General features: G+C 71.0%; 23 protein-coding genes. 21 read left to right on the top strand and 2 right to left on the bottom strand.

All coding sequences use genetic code 11. The features are described from left to right. Positions 1–928: 928 nt before the first annotated feature. Together AC0B61_RS34055 and AC0B61_RS34050 are read right to left on the bottom strand one after the other, a co-directional pair. Positions 929–2158, bottom strand: a complete 1230-nt coding sequence (locus AC0B61_RS34055) for an XRE family transcriptional regulator (protein ID WP_471745906.1) — start codon at positions 2156–2158, stop codon at positions 929–931. 180 nt (positions 2159–2338) lie between these two features. Next, the gene (locus tag AC0B61_RS34050) at positions 2339–3115 is read right to left on the bottom strand and encodes a UTRA domain-containing protein (protein ID WP_471745904.1); all 777 of its coding nucleotides are present in this window, start codon (positions 3113–3115) and stop codon (positions 2339–2341) included. 326 nt (positions 3116–3441) lie between these two features. On the opposite strand from AC0B61_RS34050, the gene AC0B61_RS34045 reads away from it, so the two are divergent. The 21 genes from AC0B61_RS34045 (at position 3442) to AC0B61_RS33945 (ending at position 21451) form a co-directional block, all read left to right on the top strand. Beyond that, a complete protein-coding gene (locus AC0B61_RS34045) occupies positions 3442–3924 on the top strand; it encodes a hypothetical protein (protein ID WP_471745902.1) in 483 nt (160 codons plus the stop codon). Between the two features lie 892 nt (positions 3925–4816). Next, complete coding sequence (locus tag AC0B61_RS34040) at positions 4817–5065, top strand: WhiB family transcriptional regulator (RefSeq protein ID WP_471745918.1); 249 nt, start codon at positions 4817–4819, stop codon at positions 5063–5065. After that, complete coding sequence (locus AC0B61_RS34035) at positions 5065–5523, top strand: hypothetical protein (RefSeq protein WP_471745901.1); 459 nt, start codon at positions 5065–5067, stop codon at positions 5521–5523. The genes AC0B61_RS34040 and AC0B61_RS34035 overlap by 1 nt, the downstream gene beginning before the upstream one ends. A 52-nt stretch (positions 5524–5575) precedes the next feature. Further along, entirely contained in the window at positions 5576–6487 is a 912-nt protein-coding gene (locus tag AC0B61_RS34030) for a hypothetical protein (RefSeq protein WP_471745899.1), read from the top strand. A 149-nt stretch (positions 6488–6636) separates the two neighbouring features. Further along, positions 6637–7110 (top strand): hypothetical protein, encoded by a 474-nt coding sequence (locus AC0B61_RS34025; protein ID WP_471745897.1) that lies wholly within the window; start codon positions 6637–6639, stop codon positions 7108–7110. A gap of 33 nt (positions 7111–7143) precedes the next feature. Next, a complete protein-coding gene (locus tag AC0B61_RS34020) occupies positions 7144–9174 on the top strand; it encodes a DUF2637 domain-containing protein (RefSeq protein ID WP_471745895.1) in 2031 nt (676 codons plus the stop codon). A 719-nt stretch (positions 9175–9893) separates the two neighbouring features. Beyond that, positions 9894–10553, top strand: a complete 660-nt coding sequence (locus AC0B61_RS34015) for a hypothetical protein (protein WP_471745893.1) — start codon at positions 9894–9896, stop codon at positions 10551–10553. 69 nt (positions 10554–10622) lie between these two features. Continuing rightward, positions 10623–11621, top strand: coding sequence for a hypothetical protein (locus tag AC0B61_RS34010; protein WP_471745891.1), 999 nt, complete (start codon positions 10623–10625; stop codon positions 11619–11621). A gap of 17 nt (positions 11622–11638) precedes the next feature. Further along, the gene (locus AC0B61_RS34005; protein ID WP_471745889.1) at positions 11639–12103 is read left to right on the top strand and encodes a hypothetical protein; all 465 of its coding nucleotides are present in this window, start codon (positions 11639–11641) and stop codon (positions 12101–12103) included. Next, positions 12103–13299 (top strand): hypothetical protein, encoded by a 1197-nt coding sequence (locus AC0B61_RS34000; protein ID WP_471745887.1) that lies wholly within the window; start codon positions 12103–12105, stop codon positions 13297–13299. Before AC0B61_RS34005 ends, AC0B61_RS34000 begins: the two co-directional genes overlap by 1 nt. Before the next feature lie 292 nt (positions 13300–13591). Next, the gene (locus AC0B61_RS33995) at positions 13592–14464 is read left to right on the top strand and encodes a hypothetical protein (RefSeq protein WP_471745885.1); all 873 of its coding nucleotides are present in this window, start codon (positions 13592–13594) and stop codon (positions 14462–14464) included. A gap of 105 nt (positions 14465–14569) precedes the next feature. After that, positions 14570–14875, top strand: coding sequence for a hypothetical protein (locus AC0B61_RS33990; protein ID WP_471745883.1), 306 nt, complete (start codon positions 14570–14572; stop codon positions 14873–14875). Between the two features lie 61 nt (positions 14876–14936). Beyond that, positions 14937–15194: a hypothetical protein gene (locus tag AC0B61_RS33985; protein ID WP_471745881.1), complete on the top strand. Its 258-nt coding sequence runs from the start codon at positions 14937–14939 to the stop codon at positions 15192–15194. After that, on the top strand, positions 15191–15547 hold the full coding sequence (locus tag AC0B61_RS33980; RefSeq protein ID WP_471745879.1) for a hypothetical protein: 357 nt from the start codon (positions 15191–15193) through the stop codon (positions 15545–15547). The genes AC0B61_RS33985 and AC0B61_RS33980 overlap by 4 nt, the downstream gene beginning before the upstream one ends. 301 nt (positions 15548–15848) lie before the next feature. Continuing rightward, entirely contained in the window at positions 15849–16226 is a 378-nt protein-coding gene (locus tag AC0B61_RS33975; protein WP_471745877.1) for a hypothetical protein, read from the top strand. A gap of 159 nt (positions 16227–16385) precedes the next feature. After that, positions 16386–17633 carry a hypothetical protein gene (locus AC0B61_RS33970; RefSeq protein WP_471745875.1) on the top strand — a complete coding sequence of 416 codons (1248 nt, stop codon included), beginning with the start codon at positions 16386–16388 and terminating at the stop codon, positions 17631–17633. Between the two features lie 191 nt (positions 17634–17824). Next, the gene (locus tag AC0B61_RS33965; protein WP_471745873.1) at positions 17825–18391 is read left to right on the top strand and encodes a Pycsar system effector family protein; all 567 of its coding nucleotides are present in this window, start codon (positions 17825–17827) and stop codon (positions 18389–18391) included. A gap of 190 nt (positions 18392–18581) precedes the next feature. After that, positions 18582–19142, top strand: coding sequence for a hypothetical protein (locus tag AC0B61_RS33960; protein ID WP_471745871.1), 561 nt, complete (start codon positions 18582–18584; stop codon positions 19140–19142). Between the two features lie 140 nt (positions 19143–19282). Then, the gene (locus tag AC0B61_RS33955; RefSeq protein WP_471745869.1) at positions 19283–19525 is read left to right on the top strand and encodes a hypothetical protein; all 243 of its coding nucleotides are present in this window, start codon (positions 19283–19285) and stop codon (positions 19523–19525) included. A 31-nt stretch (positions 19526–19556) separates the two neighbouring features. After that, positions 19557–20264 carry a hypothetical protein gene (locus AC0B61_RS33950; protein ID WP_471745867.1) on the top strand — a complete coding sequence of 236 codons (708 nt, stop codon included), beginning with the start codon at positions 19557–19559 and terminating at the stop codon, positions 20262–20264. Continuing rightward, positions 20261–21451, top strand: coding sequence for a hypothetical protein (locus AC0B61_RS33945; protein ID WP_471745865.1), 1191 nt, complete (start codon positions 20261–20263; stop codon positions 21449–21451). The genes AC0B61_RS33950 and AC0B61_RS33945 overlap by 4 nt, the downstream gene beginning before the upstream one ends. Positions 21452–21578 lie beyond the last annotated feature (127 nt).

Here is a 21578-nt window from a genome sequence, read left to right as displayed (position 1 = left end):
GATGTAGCCGTCGGCGAATCGACGGGCGTCCGAAAACAAGCGGTTTCGGAAGGATGAGGGCATGCCGGAGTGGAAAACGGCAGCACGTTGCTGCATCATTACCTCGTTCTCAGCCTTGCAGGGTGAGAGCACGCGAAGGCCCTCACCGGGCTTAAGCGGTTCCTCGGAAAAGAACCGAATGAAGTAGCGAGGTGGACAGGCCCCTGCCAGGGCGGTCTCCTCACCGTGACGATCTGGGCGCACCGGCCTGCCAGCTGGTGACACCCGGGCGGCGCTACCCGCACAGCCCTCCCTGCCAGGAGGAGCATGAGCGAGCAGGGCGCCGCCCCAGAGGGCCTAGATCATCCCCACCCCCATCGCCAGAGCGGCCACCCACCGCGGCCGTGGCGTGAGCCCGTTCCTGAAGACCCGGAACGAAGCGACCCTGCGGACAGTCCCCTGGACGTCACACGCATGGGCGAACCCTTCAAGGCAGCTCCGCTGACCTGCAAGGGAAGTCTGAAATCTGGAGTGGCCAACGGGCCGGAAGCGGCGACCGCCGCACGACATCGGCCGGGTGCTGTTGCATCCTGGGGCCACACTCCAGGTACGCTGATTCACAGCGCTACACCTCCTCCTAGTTAGGTGTTGTCGCTACTGAGTCACCCGGAGCCGCCTCCTACAACGGCTCCTGACTCTTGGCCCCGGGGCCGGCACGACTGGTGGGCTTCCAACCCACATTCACGTCGGCCGTCACGGGGCCTATTCTTTTTGCCCGCCGCCACCGCAGTCGGGGATTCCATCCCCCGATCGCAGTTACGGTCAGCACCTGATCCTAAACCCACGGCGCCCCCACAACGCCACGCCATTGACTTCGCGCGGCTTGGTGTCTTGGCGTGCAGCTAGGCCACGGAACGGACCCGGCAACCGCTGATTGTCGGCAAAGCGATCACCGCTCCGACCGAAGGTCCCGTAGATGGGCGATGTAGTCGCGTGCCTCTGGAGCATGAGCGAACCGGGCCTGGAGCACATGCCCGAGGTCTCCAGCCACCATCGCCAGCGAGGGCAACGACCGACGGTCCCCCAGAAGAGCGCGCTCGCCGTACGCGAGGGCGCTGTCGAGATCACCTTCGCGGGCGGCCACCACGCCGAGAGTGATGCGTGCTTCGGCGTTCCTCATTGGAGCCCGCTCGACACCGTCGGCGTCAGTTCCCGCCCGGATCACCTCATTGGCCAGCCGCTCGGCGAGGCGGTCCTCACCAGCCTTTCGGTAGGCGTCCATCCGGTAGAAGTCATACTTGGCCGGATCCACGACGAAGTGATCATCAATGTTCTCTGGGTACGGGAGCCTCTCCAGGAGTAGCCGGCCCTGGTCCAGGGCGACCTCGGTCTGCGTGCGATCACCCAGCCGGGCCCAGGCCTTGGCCTTCTGCGCGTACAGCTGGGCGGCGACCGACTCCTTGGGAGCGATGGCGATTCCGGCGTCGGCAGCCGCTATGGCTCCGCGATAGTCGGCCCGGGTCAGACAGAACCAGGCCTTCATCTCCCAGCCCCACCCCTGGACACTGAGCTCGCCGGCTTCCTGACCGAGGTAGAGCGCGGCCTGTCGCGTGGCCTCGGCAGCCCTCGGCATACCTGAGTCGTACTCCACGCAGCCAACCAGCAACGAGAGCTTGCCAGCGAGCGCGATCAGATCACGATGCTGGCCAAGGTTGACCTTCTGGTGACGGATCCCCGCTACGCGTGCGAGCCAAGCCTTGCCCTCCAAGAGGAGCTGACCCGCCGGCATGTAGGCGTACTCGCAGCAGAGTCGTTCGGCCGTGATCCGCAGGGCGTCGAGGGTGGCGTTGTCGACGTCGCTCGCGCGAAGGCGCGAGATGATCTCGGAAGTGTCCATACCGCTGACCTGGCGAATCTCCGCACGCCCGTCCCTACGCCCCGGCTGCGGGAAGAAGGCGTTGGTCGTCGTCCCGAAGGTCTCGGCGATCGCCTGCTGGTACTTCCGGGGTTGAGTGTCTCCGGTCTCCCAGCGCTTCCACTGGCGCAAGAGGTCCTGCTCCATGACCTCTTGGTCCGCGGGCAACCGAGCCATGAGGGCGCGGACAGCATCCGTCTGCGACCACTCCCTGGCCGCTCGTTCCTCGACCATCCTGCGTGCCCAGCCGGGCCGTTCAGTCATGGCGATTCCTCCCTGTCAGTGGCGCTGGCGGGGCGAGTCTTACACCGAGACGAGGGAGGCGGAGGTGACATGAGGGGGTGACATTTGATCTGTCACCCCCTCATGTCACTTTCCGCCCCAAGCGGTTCGGTGCACGGTACCTGGCGATGATGTTGCTCCGGTGCCGAGGAGGCGAAGGTGTTAGGCGGGGTCTTGCGGTCTGGTGGCGGGCAGGCGTTCCGTCACGAGCTCGGTGATGCTGGCCGGCGCGACCACTTGGTGGAGTTGCACCGGCGAGCCGACGCCGTCATACAGCACGCGTTCGATCTGGACGACCGCTTCACCGTAGGGCAGCCCCAGGGTCTCGGCCTCCGTGTCGTTCGCGGGTCTGTATCGGACCTGCTCTCGCGTCGAGCCGACGCCTGCGGGCGCAAGAGCAGCGATCAACTCCGGCGTTCCCACATCCGGCCTGTCTGTGAGACCAAGGGAGCGAGCAACGGACTCGGGGTACCAGGTTGTCTCGGAGAGGAACGGCCCGTTCTCCGGCAAGCCGTCCGTACCTTCGTCGAAGTGATGTGTGGTGCACAGAACGGTGAGGTTGTCCTCGGCAAGGCCCAGCTTGATGGCCGCGCCGGCCGGAGGCTCAACGAAGCCGTGACTGATCAACTGCCGTCGCCCGGGCAGTCGCCATTCGTCGACGGCGTTGAGGCCGGCGGTCTCCTGAGGTGCCAGCGGGATCAGGTACCGGGCGAGTCGAACCGGTCCAGTCCGGCGCGGGAGCACAACGTAGCTCGCCCCCGGCTTTCCACGCGCCAGACCTCGCCGCACCAGCTCGCCATACGCATCAGCGATGGTTGTTCGCGAGCCGCGCCCTTCCGCGATCAGCTGACGCACGCTTCGGAGGGGTTCGCCCGGGCGGAGCTGAGCGCTCTCCAGTGCCAGCTCCTCGGCCAGCACCTTCCACTTGGGCTGTTCCACCTCGAGTCCTTCCACGTCCAGCTGAAGTCATCTGCTCTAGGCAGTAGTGAACCACACCGGAAGCTGTTCCGACACGGCTCTAACTGTTCCGGAACAGTCTTGACCGATCCACTGATGATGTGTCACAGTTGTTCCAGCGCCGGAGATTCGGGATCGCACCCCGAGTCGCACGGTCGCGCAGTGGACTCGCCACATCAAGACCGGGATCGCAGCCCGGAAATGACTGCGGGCCCGGGGATCGCAGTTCCCGGGCCCGCAGCGGGTGCCCTCGCCAGGGCACCCAGGCGAACACCTTCATCCTCAACATCACTGAGGGAGCACTCGCCGTGAGCATCTTCTCGCAGACCGGAAGGGCGGAACACGCCGCCCCCCAGGATCCGGCCACCATGACCGACACCCTGGCCTCGCAGGACGACCAGAACGACGCGATCTCCGACCTGATCGACGCCATCGCCGCGTTCAGCGAGGTCGGTGGCAGGCTGGCCATCGAGCTCAACCGCGCACTCTCGCTGCTCGACACCGAGGCCGTCGCGAACGGCTTCCCGACCAACGACGTTCTGGTCTCGGGCGACGTCGTGACGGTGAAGGGCACGGCCGGCCTGGCCCACATCGAGCTGACCGCCATGGCGGCCGCCGACCTGAAGCAGGCGGTCGAGGACCCCAGCGTCCTGGGCGACTCGCCCGCGGAGCAGGCATGGCGGGCGTGGCTGGGGGGCCGGGTCGAGAGCTGGCGCCCGCTCCAGGAGGACATCGCCGACAGCCGCTTGCAGGCTGCCCAGCTCGTCGCGAAGTCGAGGGGCGGCAACTGATGGGCCTCATCCAGCACCTCTGCCGGAGCTTCGCCGGCGGCGATCGCAAGGTCCAGTCCGGCGACTCGAAGTCGGAGGACGGCAAGTGAGCACCGCGCAGGAGAACCAGACGCGGCAGGCTGACGAGTTCCTCCGCCGAGCCGTTACCGCCCGGACGCCGAAGGCGCAGGAGACCCAGGAGCCTCAGGGACCGGCGTCGAGCGGCAGTCCCCGCAGTTCGTCCGGCGAGTAGCCAGTCCCCCTCTCCGCAGTTCGTAACCCGACTGTTCGGGCATCCCGCCGCCTTTCCCTCGGAACCGCTCTGGCATGGACCTGTCATGCCCAGAGCGGCGCCGGGGGTGGTGCGGCGGGCCCGCCAGGGCCCACCCCCAGTACGTCCGGCACCCGGAAGTCGCCATCTCGGCGGCCAGGGAAGTGTTCGTTCCTTCACAACTCCACAGAGCCATCGAATTGCCCCGGGGCCGCATGCGTGAAGCCGCCGGGTGCACCAACTGCCCTGTGATGCAAGAACTTTCGGCTCGGGGACGCCTCCCCGTTACCCAGGCGCGCCCGTTTCGGCACCCAGCCGGGCGGGGAGCGCCGTACACCTCGCCGAGGTGTACGGCGTCACGCACCCCTCCCAACTCAGTTACAGCGCAACCTGATTCGCCGCCGACACGCCATGTCGGCGGCGACCACGCACCCTTCCGAGGGCTGCCCTGACCTTCTGGACCGGCTCGCCCCCCGCGGCGCCGCCGTCACCGGAAGGCCATGGGAGACCCCGGACCGCGCCCGGGACGGCGTCTACCTGCCCCACGGCAATACCTGCGTCCTTCCCGGGACGCCGAACCCATCTACAGCCTGTCCCGGCCGTCGGGACAGGTTCCGAACTGCCCACGAGGAGCTGATGACCATGGACTGGCGCCACCGCGCTGTCTGCCGCGAAGAGGACCCGGAGCTGTTCTTCCCGATCGGGAACACCGGCCCCGCGCTCCTCCAGATCGAGGAAGCCAAGGCCTGCTGCCGCCGATGCCCGGTGATGGAGCAGTGCCTCCAGTGGGCGCTGGAGACCGGACAGGACGCCGGCGTCTGGGGCGGGATGAGCGAGGACGAGCGGCGCGCGATGAAGCGTCGGGCGGCCCGCAACCGTGCCCGCCTCTGATGGCGACCGACATGTTCAACAAGACCGCCGAGGTGCTCGAACGCGGCAAGGCCGCCGCTGAGCACTTCGGGCTGCACCAACCCGACTGGGCCGCGGTGCGTTCCGCCGTGGAGCGGCCGGGTCTGCGCTCGCGGACGCTGGCGGCCGCGCTCCGACTGCTGCTGGCGGCCCGTGACCTCGACAACCAGGGGTTCGACCGGCTTTACGAGCGGCTGGGGACGGCAGTTCGGGCGCAGGCCCGGCTGGCCGGCTGGGTCCGCTGGTATGCCGTCGCAGTCCTGCGCCACGGGCGCCCCGGAGTGGCCACCAACACCGAGCTCCACCGCTACTTGGTTCGCCTGGAGCGCTACGCCCCCCTCCTGCTCAGCGACCGGCGGCCCGAAGGCATCGCCGGGTTCGCGCGAATGAGCGTGGGCCTGATCCACCACCTGCTCTCCGGCGCCACCCTGCCCGACTGACCGGGTCGGCCTGCTGTACACCCACTCCGCATCGGCGACCAGGAGGTTCACCATGCCCGCCACATCCGGCCCCGCTTCCGGGCCGAAGCTCAAAACCGTGATCGACCCGGAGCTGGACCTTGCGGTCCGCACCCTGGTCGAGAAGGCCGACGCCCAGGAACTGGTGGGCGCGGCGCAGCAGGCCCCGGTGCCGAAGCACTGGGCCACCAACGTGCCGGTGCTGCTGGCGGTGGTCAGGGACGCCAGCTACGTGGCGATCCCCTCGCTGCTGATGCTGCACGCCAGCAATGCGTTGGGGAGTCAGCCGCCCACCCTCCTGCTGGTCGGGCTGGGCGCGGTGGTCTTCTGCGTGCGGTCCGAGGGTGTCCTCAAGGCCCTCGGCAACCTCCGCCGGTCGGAGCAGCTCAGGCTCGCCCACGGCCGCTACATCCTGGCCTCCGACCTGACCGAGGAGGCGCAGGAGATTCTCCTGCGGGCCCAGACGGCGGTCGAGACCGTGCTGCGCTCCCGTGTCCACCGCGACGAGCAGATCGACAGGGTGGACAACGCCGTCGAGCTTCCCCGCCTGCTGTGGACGACGGCCCAACAACTGGCCCGGTACAGCACGTTCGCGAAGAAGACCATGCAGGCCAAGGGCGACCAGGCGGCGGAATCGCTCAGCAGGCGCGCCGCAGTGCTCAACGCCACGCTCGACAACATCGAACAGCGCGTCGCCTCGATCGAGGCCTACGCCGCGATGGTCCTGGAGGCCGACCGCCTCTACGGCGAGTGGCGGCAGGTCGAAGCGCTCGACAGCGAGAGCGGCAGCCTCCTCGACCTTCTGGCCGAGGTCTCCGCCGGCGGCCTGTCGACCGAACGGCTCGAAGTCCTCGGGCACGGGGCGGTCCAGACCGCCACCGAGTACAGGAACGCGATCGAGCAGGTCCAGACCGCCTCTCTTGCCCTGCCCGCGGTCGACGCGTGACCCCAGCCCTGCAGCGCCGCCCGTCGGGGCGTGGTCCCCGGCCGGCCCTGGCCCCCGTTCACCTCACAACCTCACCACTGAACTCCCGCTTGGGCGGCCGACACCCCGTCGACCGCCCAAGCCCGTTCACCCCACGCCAAGGAGAGCCGATGGACATCACCTCTTCCTGCGCCGCCCTGATCGAGCGGGCCACGGCCAACGCCTCACACGCGGTGGTCGCCGCCGCCGACTTCCTGGACGACCGCAGCCACACCCGCGCCGCCGACGCCGGATACCTCGTCGCGCTGGTGCTCGGCCGATGGTGCGCCCGGGCCGCGGCCGCGCGAGAGCACCTCCGGGGCCCGGTGCTGACGCCGGACCTCGCCAACCGCTCCGGTGCCCGCGACAGCATCCCGGGCCCGCCCCCGTCCGACTCGGTCTACGTCACCACGCCGGACCCCGAAAGCCGCATGTCCGCAACGGACATGGCGATCTTCGCGCACCACCACGACTTGTGCCCCTGCCACCTGCCTGCTGCGGACCCGCAGCGCTGCCCCGGCGTGATCGAGGCCCGCGCCCAGGACGCCGCCGATGCCCTGCGGGCCCAGCGCTTCCCCGGCCCGCGGCATCCGCCCACGCCCTGAACTTCCGCTCGCACAACACCTGGAGAAGCCCCCATGCTGACGACCCCGAGTCCCTTCGCCCTCTCCCTGCCCGGCACCTCGCTTCTGCCAGCCCCGGGATGGATCGGCCACCATGGCGACCAGATCCTCGCCGCCCTGGTGGTTGTGATCGCCGCGCTGCTGGTGGTCCGGGCGTGGCGACGGTCGGAGGCCGCCTACGAACTTGAGCAGACCCTCACCCCCGAAGAGCTCAAGCGCCGCGACGACCTGGCCGACCGGCGCGGCCGCCAGGGCGACGACCTTGGCGTCATCATTGTCGCCCTGGCCGCCGCGAAGCTGAGCTCGGACGGCCTGCGCAAGCTCGGACACGACGTCATCGGCCTCACCGGCTACTGGGACTGGCTCCCCTTCTTGGCGCTCGATGTTGCCGCCTACGTCTGTGGCCGACGGGCCCGCCGCCGCTCCCGAAACAACGAGCCGCCCGGCCTGTCCGGAGCGCTGGTCTGGGTGCTCGCCGCCACCAGTAGCGCCTTCAGCGCCAGTGAGGCCACCACCGTCAAGGGCCAGATCGCCCGCGCGATCTGGCCGATCATCGCCGCCGTCCTGTTCGAGCTCGGGTCGATCGAGGAACGCGGCGCCGCCCGCCGCCGGCTGCGGGAGGCCGGAGAGTGGCTCGACCGCCGCCTTCGCCTGCTGCGCCTCTTCCACCCCTTCGAGCTGGTCCGTGTCGCCCTGGCGCTGGCCGCCGACGCCGACCTGTCCCAGGCCGATGCCACTCGCATCGTGCGCATCCAGGGCGCGGCCCAGCGGCTGTACGTCCTGCGGGTGCTGGACGGCCGACTGGCGTCCGAGAGCCGCACCGAGACGCGCTCTCGGCGTAAGGACAAGCCCAAGCCGGTCCTCACCCGTCGCAGCCCGGGAGTCGCGCTGCTGCGGGGGCGCCTCGCCCTCGCCGAGCGCCGAGCCCAGGCCGCTCAGACCCGGGTCCGGGCCGAGGACCACGACGAAGTGCTCGCTGCCCTGCGCCGCCTGGTGCGGACGCGCAAGTTCGCGGCGCTGGACTTCGACGACTCCGAGGCCGTCGCGAATCTGCGGGCAACCACACTCGACGACCGGCAGATGGCAGTGGAGCTGCCGGGGAAGGACGGACAGAACCCGCCCCCCTACCCGGGTAGGGAGTCGACCGTCGTCGGTACTGGCAGCGCGGATGTACTCGCGGCTGCGGGTACACCCGCGCCTGCCGGCCGGGCCTACCCGGCCCAGCCTCAGGTGCACCCGGCGGGTGTACCTGCTTCGGCAGGTGTACCCGCCCGTCCCTACCCGGTCGAGGACCGGGTACACCAAGGCGCAGCCGAGGTACACCCGGTCCTGGACGGGGTGTACCTGACCTTTCCTCAGGTACACCCGACCCATTCTCAGGTATACCCGGCGGGTGTACCTGGCCCGGCAGGTACACCCGAGGTGCCCTACTCGCTCGCCGAGCAGGTACACCCGGCGGCAGCGCAGGTATACCCCGAGCCCCCTACCCGCACAGCGGAAGGGAACGCCAAGCCGGTAAATCCGCAGGTCAATCCGGGTAGGGCGGGAACCGACACTCGCTCTACCGCAGTCGCCCCCGCTGGAACAGGTAGGGGCCCGGTAGAGGGCGAGGCTGTGCCGACCCCGCGCGGTGATACGCCGGACGCCGCCGCGTTCGCACCAGGTAGGGCAGTCGAGATGCCGGGCCCGGACGGCGACGCGGCGGGTAGGGCCGACGACGAGGAAGCCGGCGAGTCCGACAAGCGCTGGACGGTCGAGATTCTCGCCGCCGAGTTGGTGAAGTACGTCCACCACGACGGGAAGCGCCTCACCGTCGGCATCGGCCCGATCAAGGCACAGTTCGGCGTCGGTCAGGGGATCGCCCAGCAGGCCCGGGACCTGGCGCTGGAGCTGCACAGCAAGGCCCAGGCCCAAGCCGAGCAGGCCCCGGCTGATCCGGACGCGGCGGCGGACAGTGACGTGGACGCCGCTCCAAAGGCGCACGCGTCGACGTCGCCGGTCCCGGCCCAGAGCGTCCTTCGGGAGCTGGCCGATGCGGGGGTTTGACTGCTCCGGCCTCTCAACCTCGGGGGGCTGGGTCACCCCAGCCAGCGGTTGGCGCTCCTGGGATGCCGTCCTCGTGCTCCCTGCACGGGGACAGCAGGCCAGAGAAGAAAGCCCTGTTTGACCAGAAATCAGGTGGTTCACTGCCCGTCGGCTCAGGCCTCCGGGGCAACGAACCACCCCTCCCGCGTACCCGAAGTCGACTACTGAGAGTGAAGGTTCTGCTGTGCATGCTGTCCTCGAGTTCCTTGCCTGCGCGGTGTCGGCGGGTGGGGCAACAGGCGTGAGCCTGCTGATGATCCCCCCGATATCGGCCCGGATCCGCGCCCGACAGGAGGCCGCCGAAGAGGCGCAACTCGCCTCGGAGATGCGCCTCGATCCGCCCCTGCTGGTTCTCCCCGAGACCCGCCCACAGCCCGTTCCGATGCCCCGCGCCAGCACGAAAGGCGCGGCTCGCGCCGCCTGACGGGCCCATCCCGTGGTGGCCGGCCACCCCTGGCCGGCCACTGCGGAAGCCGCCCGCAGCGTCACATGACCTTGACGCGGTAGCCCTCGCCCTACCCGCTTGACCTGCACAAATACCGATTCTCTCGGCGCCCTACCGGCCCCGCGGACGACACCCCACCCCGGCCAGGGGAGCGGGGACACCCGCTGGCCGAGCACCCGGGAGCCGTCCGCTCCGCCCGCCAACTGACCCGCCGTCCGCCAACGGAGCCTTCGTCATGCCCGCGCACGAGATCCGCATCAGCCACGCCGACCGCAGCGACATCCGCATCGGTCCCATCGACGACCGCCGCCAGGCCGTCGCGATCGCCGTCAACCTCCAGACCGCGCGCAACGCCAGCCCCCGCCACCGAGAGGTGATCATCACCGTCGGTGACCGGAAGGCCGGCGGATTGAGCCTGCCGCTCCTCCCGCCCGACCCGCACACCATCGCTACCTGGTTGATGCGCGAACACGCCGACGCTCCGGACGGCCGCTACTTCCCGGACCGCCCCACCCGGCTCCGAGCCCAGTACCCGGGCCGCCAGGCGGCCGAGCTGTGGGATCAGGCCGCCGCCCTAGCCTCCGGCGCGGACCCGCATCTGCTTCCCATGCCCACCACTGCCCGCCCCCAGGAGGCGGCCGACACCGGTACGGAAAACACCTGGATCGCCACGCGCTTGCAGGCCGTCGCCGTTGCCGCCGCCGTCACGGCGCTCATCCTGGCGACCCCCAGTTGGCTGGGCGATCTCGTCCTGGCAGGCACCACCGGCCTGGTCGCCAGCCATGTGCTCAGCGGCCAGCTCGCCGAAGGCCCTCCCGGCAACGCCGTCGTCCTCGGCCTTTACCTCGGCCTGCTGCTCGCTCTCGTCGACCTCGCCGCCACCTGCGCTGACTGACCCGCGTGCCCGGCTGCGCCATGCGCTGCGCGCCGAAGCCCACTTCCCACTGAACCGGAAGGCCACGTTATGACCGAGCAGACCCTCGCCCCCGGCCAGGCCGACGAGGGCGACGGCACCCCGCCGGAGCCCCGCGTCATCATCCCGACCCGGGTCCTGCCCGCCGCCGACCAGCCCCCGACGACCAGCACACCGCCGAAGCCCGACTTCCCGCCCTTCAGCCAGCAGGACCGAACCGGCCTCGCGACAATCACCGACGCGCCGCCCGTCGCACCCCCGCCGTCGACCCCCGAGCCGACCTACGACCCCAACCCGCCGTGGTGGCGCGAGCTCGCCGCCAAAACCCTGGGCACGGAGCAGCAGACCGAGGCGGCACCCGCCACTGCCGAGCCGCAATCGGTCACCGCCACCGTCACGGTGAAGACCACCATCCCCAGGCGCCCCAGCCAGCCGCCCGGCACCCCGACCGCCAAGGCCGGCGGCGGCAGCGGGGGAGGCTGGAACGGCCGGGGCCCGGGCCCCGGTGCACCTTCCGAGGACCCGCCGTCGAAGCACACGAAGTGCGCGCACTGCGGCGGGGAGTTCACCGCCTGCTCCTGCCCGCTGCACGGCCCACCGCCGCCGCAGGCCCCGCCCGCCGCACCAGCGGACCCGCAGCCGGAAGACGAGGCCGAGGAGATCGAGCAGGAGGTCACGGTCAAGGTCGACGTCTCCAAGAAGAAGGAGAAGCCGTCCAAGTACAAGCCGCCCTCCACGCGCGACGTCCTCAAGACCACGCCGAACAAGGCCAGAACCGGCTGGCACCCTGCCCGCGTCCGGTGGACCTTCCACTGGCTCGGCCCGGCGATCCCCGGCTGGGGGCTCAACTTCCTGCCCGAGGTCAAGCACCTGATCGTCTGGTTCCACGAGCCCGGCGAGCAGTTCTGGATGAGCGTCACGTTCGTCGCCGCCGGTGCCTGGATCGGCTGGCGCACCCGCGGCTGGTACCCGCCGCTCGCATGGATCTGCCGGATCCCCTTCGCCACCACGCTCATCGCGGCCCTGACCGTCCACATCCCCCTCTCCTGAAACGGAGCCACCCGACCATGTCCGAGATCATCAACACCGCCGTCCAGCTCGCCGCCGCGCCCCCCACCTCCATCGGGTCCGGCCTCGGCGTCGTCACCGCCGCCGGCCTCGCCGGCGTCGGGACCGTCGGGCAGATTGCGATCCTGAAGAACGGGTCCAACCCCAAGATCACCGGAAAGCTCAAGTGGGAGCACCTGGCAATTTTCGGCTACGTCAACGCCACCCTCTACGGCTCGGCCGGCTGGACGGGCCCGCACGACGCCATCACCAACATGGCCGGACCGCTCGCTGCCAGCTGGGGCCCGGGCGGGGTGGCGCTCGGCATCACCGCCATCCTCTGGCTGCGCACCCACGGCAAGTGGCGGGCCTCGATCCTCGGCTTCACCGCCGGTGTGCTCTACGCCTCCGCCGGCGGCTGGTGGTCGGTCGGGACCATGGTCGTCACGTACCTCGCCAACCTCGTGCCCGGGCTGGGGCACTGATGGCCGCCAACGTCACGCTGACCAAGGAGACCCCCACCGTGCCCGGCGCGGCGGCCGTCGGTCCCGGCGACGACACCGACGCCCTGGCAGAACCCGAGGACGTCGAGGAGGAGGAGGCGGCGGACGACGAGGAGGCGCGAGAGAGCATCCGCGCGCGCGTCGCGCGGGTGCTCTCCCGCGCGTTCAGCGCGGCGCGGCCCTACATCATCGGCGTTCAGGCGGTGAAGTCGCTGGCCACGGGGACCTTCATCATCGTCAAGAAGACCGTGTTCTGGATCGTCGACGGTAACGCCCTGGAACTCTTCGCTCCCGGCATCATCCGCAAGCGGGAGCGCAAGGCGAAAGCCGCGAAGGCTGCGGCCAGGGCCAAGGCCAAGGCGGCGTCCGGCGGGCCGAAACCGAAGGGGAGAGGGCCACGGCGTCAGCCGGCGAAGCCAGCCGACGCGAAGGAGAAGACCCCTCAGAAGCAGCCTGAGTCGCAGCTGCCCGAGGGCAAGGAGATCCCCGCCTGGATGCTGCGGGCGGGAGGACTGGCCTTCGCGGGGTTCCTGATCGTCTACTACATCCCGCACAACCCGGCGATCTGGATGCCAGCACTGTTCGTGCCATGGGCCCTCGCCGCGTGGGCGTACGCGCCGCTTCCCGCGCCCAAGGCCGACGAGCGGGAGCAGGTCGGCGACGAGGACGAGGCCTTCGAGGACGACGACCTCGTGGACGACGGACTGCCCGAGGACCAGGAGGCAGGGGAGCAGGGCGCAGGGGAGCGGCGGGTGCTCTCCGCCGAGGAGATCGAGGCCCAGTTCTGGCTGTACGTCGAGAACACGGTCGCCACCCGGTGGGCGGAGGGCGTCCGGGGCATCAAGCAGGGTGTCCATCTCGAGGACATGCTGGCCGGTCTGAAGGCCCGGAACATGATCTCCGACCCGGCCTGGGACACCGCCGCGCTGGCGGCCTACTTCCGCCGGATCGGCATCCCCCTCCGGGACCCGTTGCCACTGTCCGTAGCGGGCAAGAAGATCAACCGCATTGGGGTGGGCTTCAAGGAGCTGACCCAGACCCTCGGCCGGGAGCCCCGCAGACCCCCTCACCTTGCCGTGGACCGCACCCCCCGGGAGGACCCCTTCCCGGCCCCCGGGGCGGGCCGGGAAGGGGCACCGAGCATCCCCGCCCAGACCCCTCGCCAGATGGCCGGATGACCCCCGCCGGCAGGCCCGCGAACACCCCCGGCGCCGCCCCTCCCCGGGCCGGCCGCGGGCCGCCCCTCCCCCGCTTCCCCATCGCCACAAACGCCCCCTTCCGCACAGCCCTACCGGCGCTCTTACCTGCACAAATACCAAACGCCCTACCGCCCCTACCCCACCCCTACCACCCGTCCTACCGCCTCAGGGAGGCGCAGCGAGCACCGCGGCTGCGCCTCCCTGAGCTGCACGGGACCAGGGGAGCGGCGCGGTCGGCGGAACCGGCAACCTCATGAATGGGAGCAGCACAATGACCTGGCTTCTCGACCGGGCGCGAGCCCTCGCCCTGGCCGACTCGCCGTCGGCCCGCACGCTCGTTTTCGACTTCGACGGAGTGATCCACGACCAGTTCGACGGATGGCGCGGCGGTGACCTCTACGGCCCGCCGATCCCGGGAGCCGTCGAGGCGCTGCGCCGCTACTTCCGTGGTGGCTGGCACATCGCGGTAGTCACAGCCCGTGACGAGTCGCACCACGAGAAGATCCGGGCCTACCTGGAAGAGCACACCGGCCTGCCGGTCGTCGTCTCCGAGCAGCGCCACGCGTACTGGCACGGCCCGGAGATCCTTGTAACCAACGTGAAGCCGGGCGGCGTGGGCTACGTGGACGACAACGGCGTGCGGTTCAGTGTGGCCGCCGGCGGCTGGGCCACGGCCCTGGCCGGACTGCCGGCTTCGCCGAGCGATGTTCTGCGGCCCGGGAAGGGGGCGGTTCGGGAGAACGAGGTGAGCGACACCGAGCCGCTCCTGACCGCCGATGAGCGCACCCGCCTGCAGGTGCTGCTCGCGGGAGTGAAGCCCGCCGGCAACGCAGTGGTCGCCGATCTGGCGCGAGCCGTCGCCGACATCCGGGGCCACGACCACCCCAGCTGGGAGGACCTGTTCTGCGGAAACCTCAGCTGGGCCGGCGAACGCGCCGGCTACCTGCTGACCCGCCTCCTGCTGCGCGAAGAGGAGGTCGAGCGGCTGCGCGCCCAGGTAGCCGAGCTCACCAAGTCCCCGTCCGAGCGGGCCAACGACCGAGTCCGGATGCTTCGGGCCTCCGGCGACATCGAGGGCGCGATCGCGGCAGCGGAGGCCTTCGCGGCCCAACAGGCCGCCGAGGTTGCCAACCCGAGGCTCTGACCGCCACTACCGGCGGGGCCACCAGGGCCCCGCCCCCGATCCATTCGCACGTTCCGCCCGGCACAACCGCAGGGCGGACCACCGACAACCACCGAGGTCATCTCCATGTCCACCTCTGCCACGCACCTCGCGCTGCGGCTGCTGCCGCTTTCCTTGCTGGCCCTTTTCCTCGTGGTGATGCTGCTGCCGCAGACCCGCCGCTCCGCCCCCGTCCAGCGCTTTCGGGCGTGGCTGCGGGCTGTTCTCCCGGCCGGGAAGGCCGGGGGATCGGCTTCACCCGCCCTCGGGCGGCGGGCTCTTGGCGGCATCACGGTCCTGGCCGCGCTGCCGCTCTACGTCGTCGGCAGCGGGATCGCCGCCGTGGCCGGAGTCGCGCTCGCGGCCATCGGCGCCGTGCTGTACACCGCCTGACTCCGGCTCCGACCGCAGCACCTCTTCCCTGTCCGATCCCACTAACCAGTTCGGAGGACCTATGAAGCGCCTCATGCGGCCGCTGGCCGGCACCATGCTCGTCGGCTCCCTTCTCACCAGCTGCGCGGCGGCCGCCTCCCGCCCCAGCGCGCCGAAGACCTACCTCACCGGCACGGCCACCAGTGCGCGGCCGCCCTCTGCGGCTCAGCCCAGCCGCAGCGCGGACGCCAGCGCATCCAGCGTCAACCTCACCAAGGCGTCGGGTCAGCCCAGTGCGCCGGCGAAGTCGACCACCCCTGACCCGAGGAGCACGCGATGAGCGTCACCGAAGACCAAGCGCCCCTGGAGCCCGGCAGCGCCCGCCCGCTGCCGTCGGCCCGGCGCACCCTGCGAGGGGTCATGCACGTCGCCAAGGTCCTGGCCGGAGCCGCTCTGATCTGCGCCGCAATGCACGCCGAATGGCACCTGCTCCAAGGGACGGCCCACCAGCAGGTGGTCGTCGTGGCCTTGGTCGGGACCTGGATGCTCGTCTACCGGCTCAGCCGGCACGAGGAGATCTCCAGCCCGCTGAGGCGCGTCAGCCGAAGCTGGGTTCTGTGGAGCTCGGCGCTCGTCGTCGTCGACGAAGCAGCCGCCTGGCCCCACGGCCTGATCACCGCCCACCTCGTCTGAACCACCGCGGACCCGAGCCCGGGACCGTCACCTTCGACGGTGAGCCCGAAGCCCCCAGCAGCCAGGTCGCGGCCGTAGTCGGGATCCTGCATCCCGGTGACCGATCATGCTCCGCACCGCAGCGGATGATCCGGTGGTCTGCCGCACCCTCGGGGGTGGCAGACCACCGATTCCGGGGACACCGAGCCCGTTGCCTAACCAGAATCGGTCCCTAGAACCAGGTCAGGACGGCGGCAACGCCCATGCCGGGGCCGCCGGACCTCGACCCGCCGGCTCCGATCGCAGACAGGAGACCAACCTCTTGCTCAACCGCCTCCTCCGCCGCCGCCAGGCCCTGACCGTCGCCGAGCTGACGCAGCGCCTCAACCGGGTGCTGCGGCAGGCCAGCAGGAGCTGGCTCGGACCACAGCCCACCGTGCGTCAGGCCACACCCGGGTCGCCGACGGACTTTCAGCGGCCACTCGAAGAGGCCTACCGCGCCCAGACCGCGGTCCTCGCCGACGTTCACAAGCTCGCCGCGGCCGCCCGGGCGCACATTCCCGACACCGACCACGGCCTCCGGACCAACGAGTCCATCGACTGGGCGGTCTACCTGCTCGGCCAGGCCGAGACAGCACTGCGCCGGGCCGCTCTCGAAACCTGCCCGGACGCGGACCGGCTGCCCGGACGCCGCAGCTGAACAGGGCCACGAGTCCACAGCCGCGCGGCCGCCGCTTCATCCAGCATCGACCAGCACGGCCCCGCCGAGCGGTACGGCGCAGCCGCCGCACCGGTTGCTGCGCCCGACCCGACCACCTCCATGCTTCGCCAGCGCGCGTTCCACATCGAAGGAGACGCCATGCCCACCACCACGCTCACCGCCCCGGCCACCGTGACCGTCAAGCCGGTCAACCGGAGCGACTGGCCGCAGGTCTCCACCCTGCATCCCGTCGGAAGGTGCCTGCGCATCACCCTTGACCCGGCCGCGCGGGAACTCTCCGCCTACATGAACCGCCGCTCCTACAGCAGTTGGGCGGAAGACTTCCCCAAGTACCAGCTGGCCGGAAGCCGGGAGTGCCCCACGGGGGACGAGGGCCGGCCCGGCACCCCGCCGGAGGCGATCCGGTCCTATCACTGGTTCCCGTTCGGTTGGGCCAGCGCCGAGGACGTCAACGCGCTCCTGCAGACGCTGGCCCCGTTCGCCGCCGCGATGCTCGACTCCTTCCAGCCGCTGCCCGACCGTCCGGCAGCCCTCGACTGGACCCCGCGCAGCGCCGCCCTGCTGCACGTGCTTTCCAAGCTCACGCGGTTCCCCGCCCACTACGTCGGCGACGGAGCCCCCCGGCAGGACCAGATCGACGCCGCCGCCCGCGAGGCCCTCAAGCAGGAGAGCCACTACATCACCTGGCGCGAGCTCCACCAGGCCGACCCGGCCGTCGCGCGCGGCGAGTGGGCCCTGGCCGACGACGCCACCCTCGACCAGGCCGCCGAGCAGCTCTCCGCCAGCCTCGACCCCCGGCGCCACCTGCCGAAGGACCATCAGGCCTACAGGGTCACCGGCGTGCGCACCGGGCTGTACGAGTACCGGCAGAAGGCGGCCGCCGAGCTGAAGGTCGTCCAGGCGGGCACCTGGTACGCCGACCATCCGGGCCTGGGGGAGAGGGTGCACCCCAGCTGGGACGAGGCCGAGCTCGAGACGCTCTACCCGGACGAGGCACGTGCCGCCGCCAACCAGGGCCTGCGCCTGGTCGGGTTCCTCCCGCACGCCCTGCGGGTCCGTGACCAGCTGCGCACCCAGACCCGTGCGGAACTGCGGCGCCGGGCCGCCGCCGCGGCAGCGGGCAGCACGCCTCAGTTGCGGACGGCGGTTGCCGGTCTGCTGCTGGAGGTCGACTCGTGGGGCGACCCGGCCGACGGAGCCGAGGACCGCGATGCCCGCCTCGGAGAACTCGCCGGCATGAGCCCGGAGGCCGTCGCCCTGTTGCGCGCCCGCATCGGCGGAGCAGACCAGTGGGACGGATGGATGCCGGTCGTCGTGGTGCGCGACGCCGAGCGCCGCCCCGCGCCGGGGCAACGGCGGCGCTGGTTCACACGGGCCGCCAAGTGACGTACACCACAGGTCGGCTGCCCAACTTTGGGCAGCCGACTTCCGGTGATCCGGAAACCATGGCGCCTCCCAGCCCAACAGGCGCCGCCGGACTTCTCGCCTGACCCACCGTGCAGGGCCGGCCAGCCCACCGTGTCCGCCCCGCACGGAGCACTCACGGAACCAAATCCGTCCGAGGGGGACTACCCACGATGAGCACCACGACGACCACCCACCAGAACTTCGGCGCGACGCCGCCGGACAACACCGCCGACCCTGACCGCGACATCGAATCGACGGCAACCACCAGCACCACCGATGCCGGTAAGACGGAACCGGCCTTCACCGCCGACCGCGGCCTCGAGATCGAACTGGAGGCGGTCACAGCCGACATGGCGCGCGTCGAGCCCAAGGCCGGGCTGGTCCTGACGTTCGCGACTGCGGTGATCGCCGGCATCGCACTCCTCCCGAAGATGCCGCTGGCCGCCCTCATCCTGGCCGCGACCGGCCTGACCGCCACGCTCTTCGCAACGGCCCTCGCCATCGTGGTGGTCATGCCCCGCCTGGACCGAAGCAGGACGAGCAGCTTCACCCGCTGGGTGGCGATGTCGCCGGAGGAGATCCCCGCCGCCGTGGCCGTCGACCGGCGTGCGCAGCGCCTGCACCAGATCAGCAAGCTGTGCGAATGGAAGATGAACCTCCTGATCTGGGCCTCCGCCAGCGTCTTCATCGCCATCGCCGCCGTCGGAGCTGCCCTCGTCACCCAGATCGCGGCGTGAGCGGCCGGGCCGCCAGCCGCAGCCGACCGGGGCCGCGTACGACCGTCGGCCCCCAAGGAACGTACCCACCGCGGTCTGACCAGCACGCCCCCGGCGCTGTCCGCGCCGAGAACACGGCCTTGAGCAGGATCCCGGCAGTCAAGCAACACACCATGAGCGCGCCGGACGGCGCGCGGAAGGGACCCACACCATGACCGCACCTGTCCGCCCGTCCATCCCCAGCGACAGCCAGCCCTCCGACCACGAGCTGGCCGCCGCTCTCACCACCGGCACCGTTCTCCTCGACCTTCCCTACCGGGGCCACCGCACCCAGGTCATCGCCACCCCGTACGGGGTATTCGGCCGGCGCGACGTCCTGGGCTGCTTCCTGGAGATCGGGCCCCAGACCATGCACCAGTGGATGCCGCTCCCCAGCCCTGAGGCCGCCATCGCCTGGTGCCGAAACACCGCCGCCGCCAGCCTCTATGGCATCACCCCGGCCCGCATCGACCAGAACTTCGCGGTGTGGCACGGAAACGGGTGGAGCGCCGAGGTGGACCTGTACCGCCAGCGGTACGTCATCGCGGTGGGCCTGCACCCCGGCACCACCTACGAGGTCCTGGAGGCCCGCGAGACCCCCGATGAGCCCCGCGCCGTGACGGAGGCTCGTGGCTGGGCGTGGCTGGCCGACAAGATGCCCGAACCCCTCACCCACTGGCCCGCCACCATGGTCGACGAGTTCGGCCGCCGCGGGCTGCTGGCCGCCGAATAGCGCGGTTCTGACTCTGTGGCGGGAAGACCGCCGATCACACCCGGGTGGCCCTGGTACCGGCACACAGCCGGTGCCAGGGCCACCGCTACGTCCGGGACCGGCCGCCGCCCGGCTCGTTCCCAGGAAGGAAGAGGAGAGCCATGTCCGTCCGTCGTACCGGTTGCGGCGCCGCCGACCGGCGCCGCACCTCGCGGGGCAAGGCCTGCGGGAGCAAGCGCCGCTTCCCGGGCCGTGATGAGGCGGCCCGCGCCGCCGACCTGCTGAACACCCGCGAGCCGTGGGCGCACCCGCGTGCACCGTACCGCTGCCCCTACTGCGCCGGACACCACATCGGCCGCCCGCGGCCGACCACCAGCCGCGCCGCCAACCCGCGCCGCCGCTAGGCCCGCCACCACTACCCCCGGAGTCGCCAGCATGTCCCGACACCCCCAGTGCGCAACCGGGCTCGACGACCTGTCCGTTCTGTCCGACGGCGACCGACAAGTCGTGGCCGCCTTCCAGGGCCTCCTGCGGCGGCGCCGAGCCCGCGCTCCGCGCGCCCACCTGGCCTTGACCACAGTGGCCGAGGTGATCGCGGCCGGCCCCGGACGGGCAACCGCGCACCTGCTGCTGCCGGCCTGGAGCAGCACCCGCAGCGTTCCCGTGCCCTACGACGAGCTTCTGCTCGAACTCGGCGCCCGCGAACTGCAGCACGGCACGATGCTGCTCTGCCAGGCGTTCCTCGACGCGGCCGCCGCCCCGGCCGTAGATCCGCACGGCTGGCGCCCGAGCCCCGGGCCGCCCGCCGCGTGGACGCGCGCGGGCGTCCGGGCTCCGACCGGCGCCCTGGTCATCGCCCGCACCACAGCAACCGCTCACGTCGCCCTGGACGCCTGGCACCCGGAAACGCGGACCATCCCGGTCGACGCCGCCCTGATCCGGTCCGTATCGGGCACCGACCCCCAGCCCGGCACCTGGTACACCGCCGATGCCTGCTGCCACGCCGCCACCGGGCCGGGCACGACACCCACCGGCTGGCGGCATATCCCCGAACTCGCCCACCCTGTCCCGAGCTCCGGCACCCCGGCAGGCCCCGGGCCGGACGACCAGACCACCCACCCCCTCACTTCGGAGGCACGATGACTACGCCCGCCCAGCTGCACGGCTTCCTCGACCCGCGGTCCGCCAGCTGGTTCTACAGCGACACGGAGTTCCTGCCCAGCGACCCCACCACCCGCGGGCTGGCCGCGATCGCGCTGGTCGACCGCGCCGGCCACCAGTACTACGCCGTGAACGCCGACCTCGACACCGCCGCGGTCTTCGGCGACGAGCGCAACGCCTTCTTCCGCGACCACGTCTGGCCGCTGCTCCCGCTGGCCGACGGCGGGCGCACCCTCGACCTCACCCACCCCGACGTACAGTCGCCGGACCGGATCCGCGCCGGCATTGCAGCGTTCATCGCCGACGTCGCCGAGCGCGGACGGCCGCGCCTGGCCGCCTGGAAGGGCGCCCAGGACATCGGGCGGATCCACCAGCTGTGGGGCAACGACTGGGACGCCTTCCCGCTCGGCCTCCCGGACACCTTCACGGACCTGGAGACGGAGACCCTCAAGGTCGGCCTTCGCGACCACCTGCCGAACCACCCCGGCCGCCTGCACCACGCTCTCGACGACGCTCTGTGGGACATGGCCGTCCACGACATGCTCGCCGCCGTCAACCAGCCAGCCGCACCCCTGTGGGACCGGCCCGTCGGCAACGCCGACCTCCACAACGACCTCGCCCGGCTGCTGCAGGAGCTCACGCAGCTCGGAACCGCGACCGCCGCCGGGCACATCCGGACCGGCGTGCCGGCCTCCACCACGGCCCGCCTTCGTGCTATCGCCGACGAGGTCCACGGCCTGGCCGTCCGACTCGACGGCACCCTGCCGGTGCCCTACCTGCACCGCACCGAGCGCGCCGACCTCCCGCACGACTCTTACATGGAGCTCGTCGACAGCGCGCTCACCAACGTCGGCCTGCGACCCGCCCGCTGGTGGAGCCGGCCCTCCGGCGCCCGGCTTGATGGCGGCTTCTGGCTCGACACCGCGCACCTCGCCGACTGGCCCGGCCAGGTCCGCCTGTACTGGAACCAGGACAGCGGCTGGACCATCACCTACGGCACCGGCCTGCGCACCACCGAGCCGCTCGGCGTCCACACCTACGCGGCACCCCGGCACGTCGCCGCGGCCACCCGAGCCCTGCTCGACCGCCAGCCGCCGCCGACCGGAGCCGAGCACTGGCCCCTCGCCGCCGCGATCGCCGCCGCCGTCCGGGCCCGCCAGAAGACCTGACCCACGCACTGCGTCGGCTAGCGGGCGCGGACCAGTAGCCGACGCAGCCAGCTGCCGGCATCCGCTCCCGGTGTCGCCGGACAAACTGACCACCAGGTCATTCCAGCCGCCCCAACGCCGCATGGTC

This window comes from Kitasatospora sp. NPDC023385 (assembly GCF_055664045.1).
This window is presented reverse-complemented; position numbering and strand designations above follow the sequence as displayed.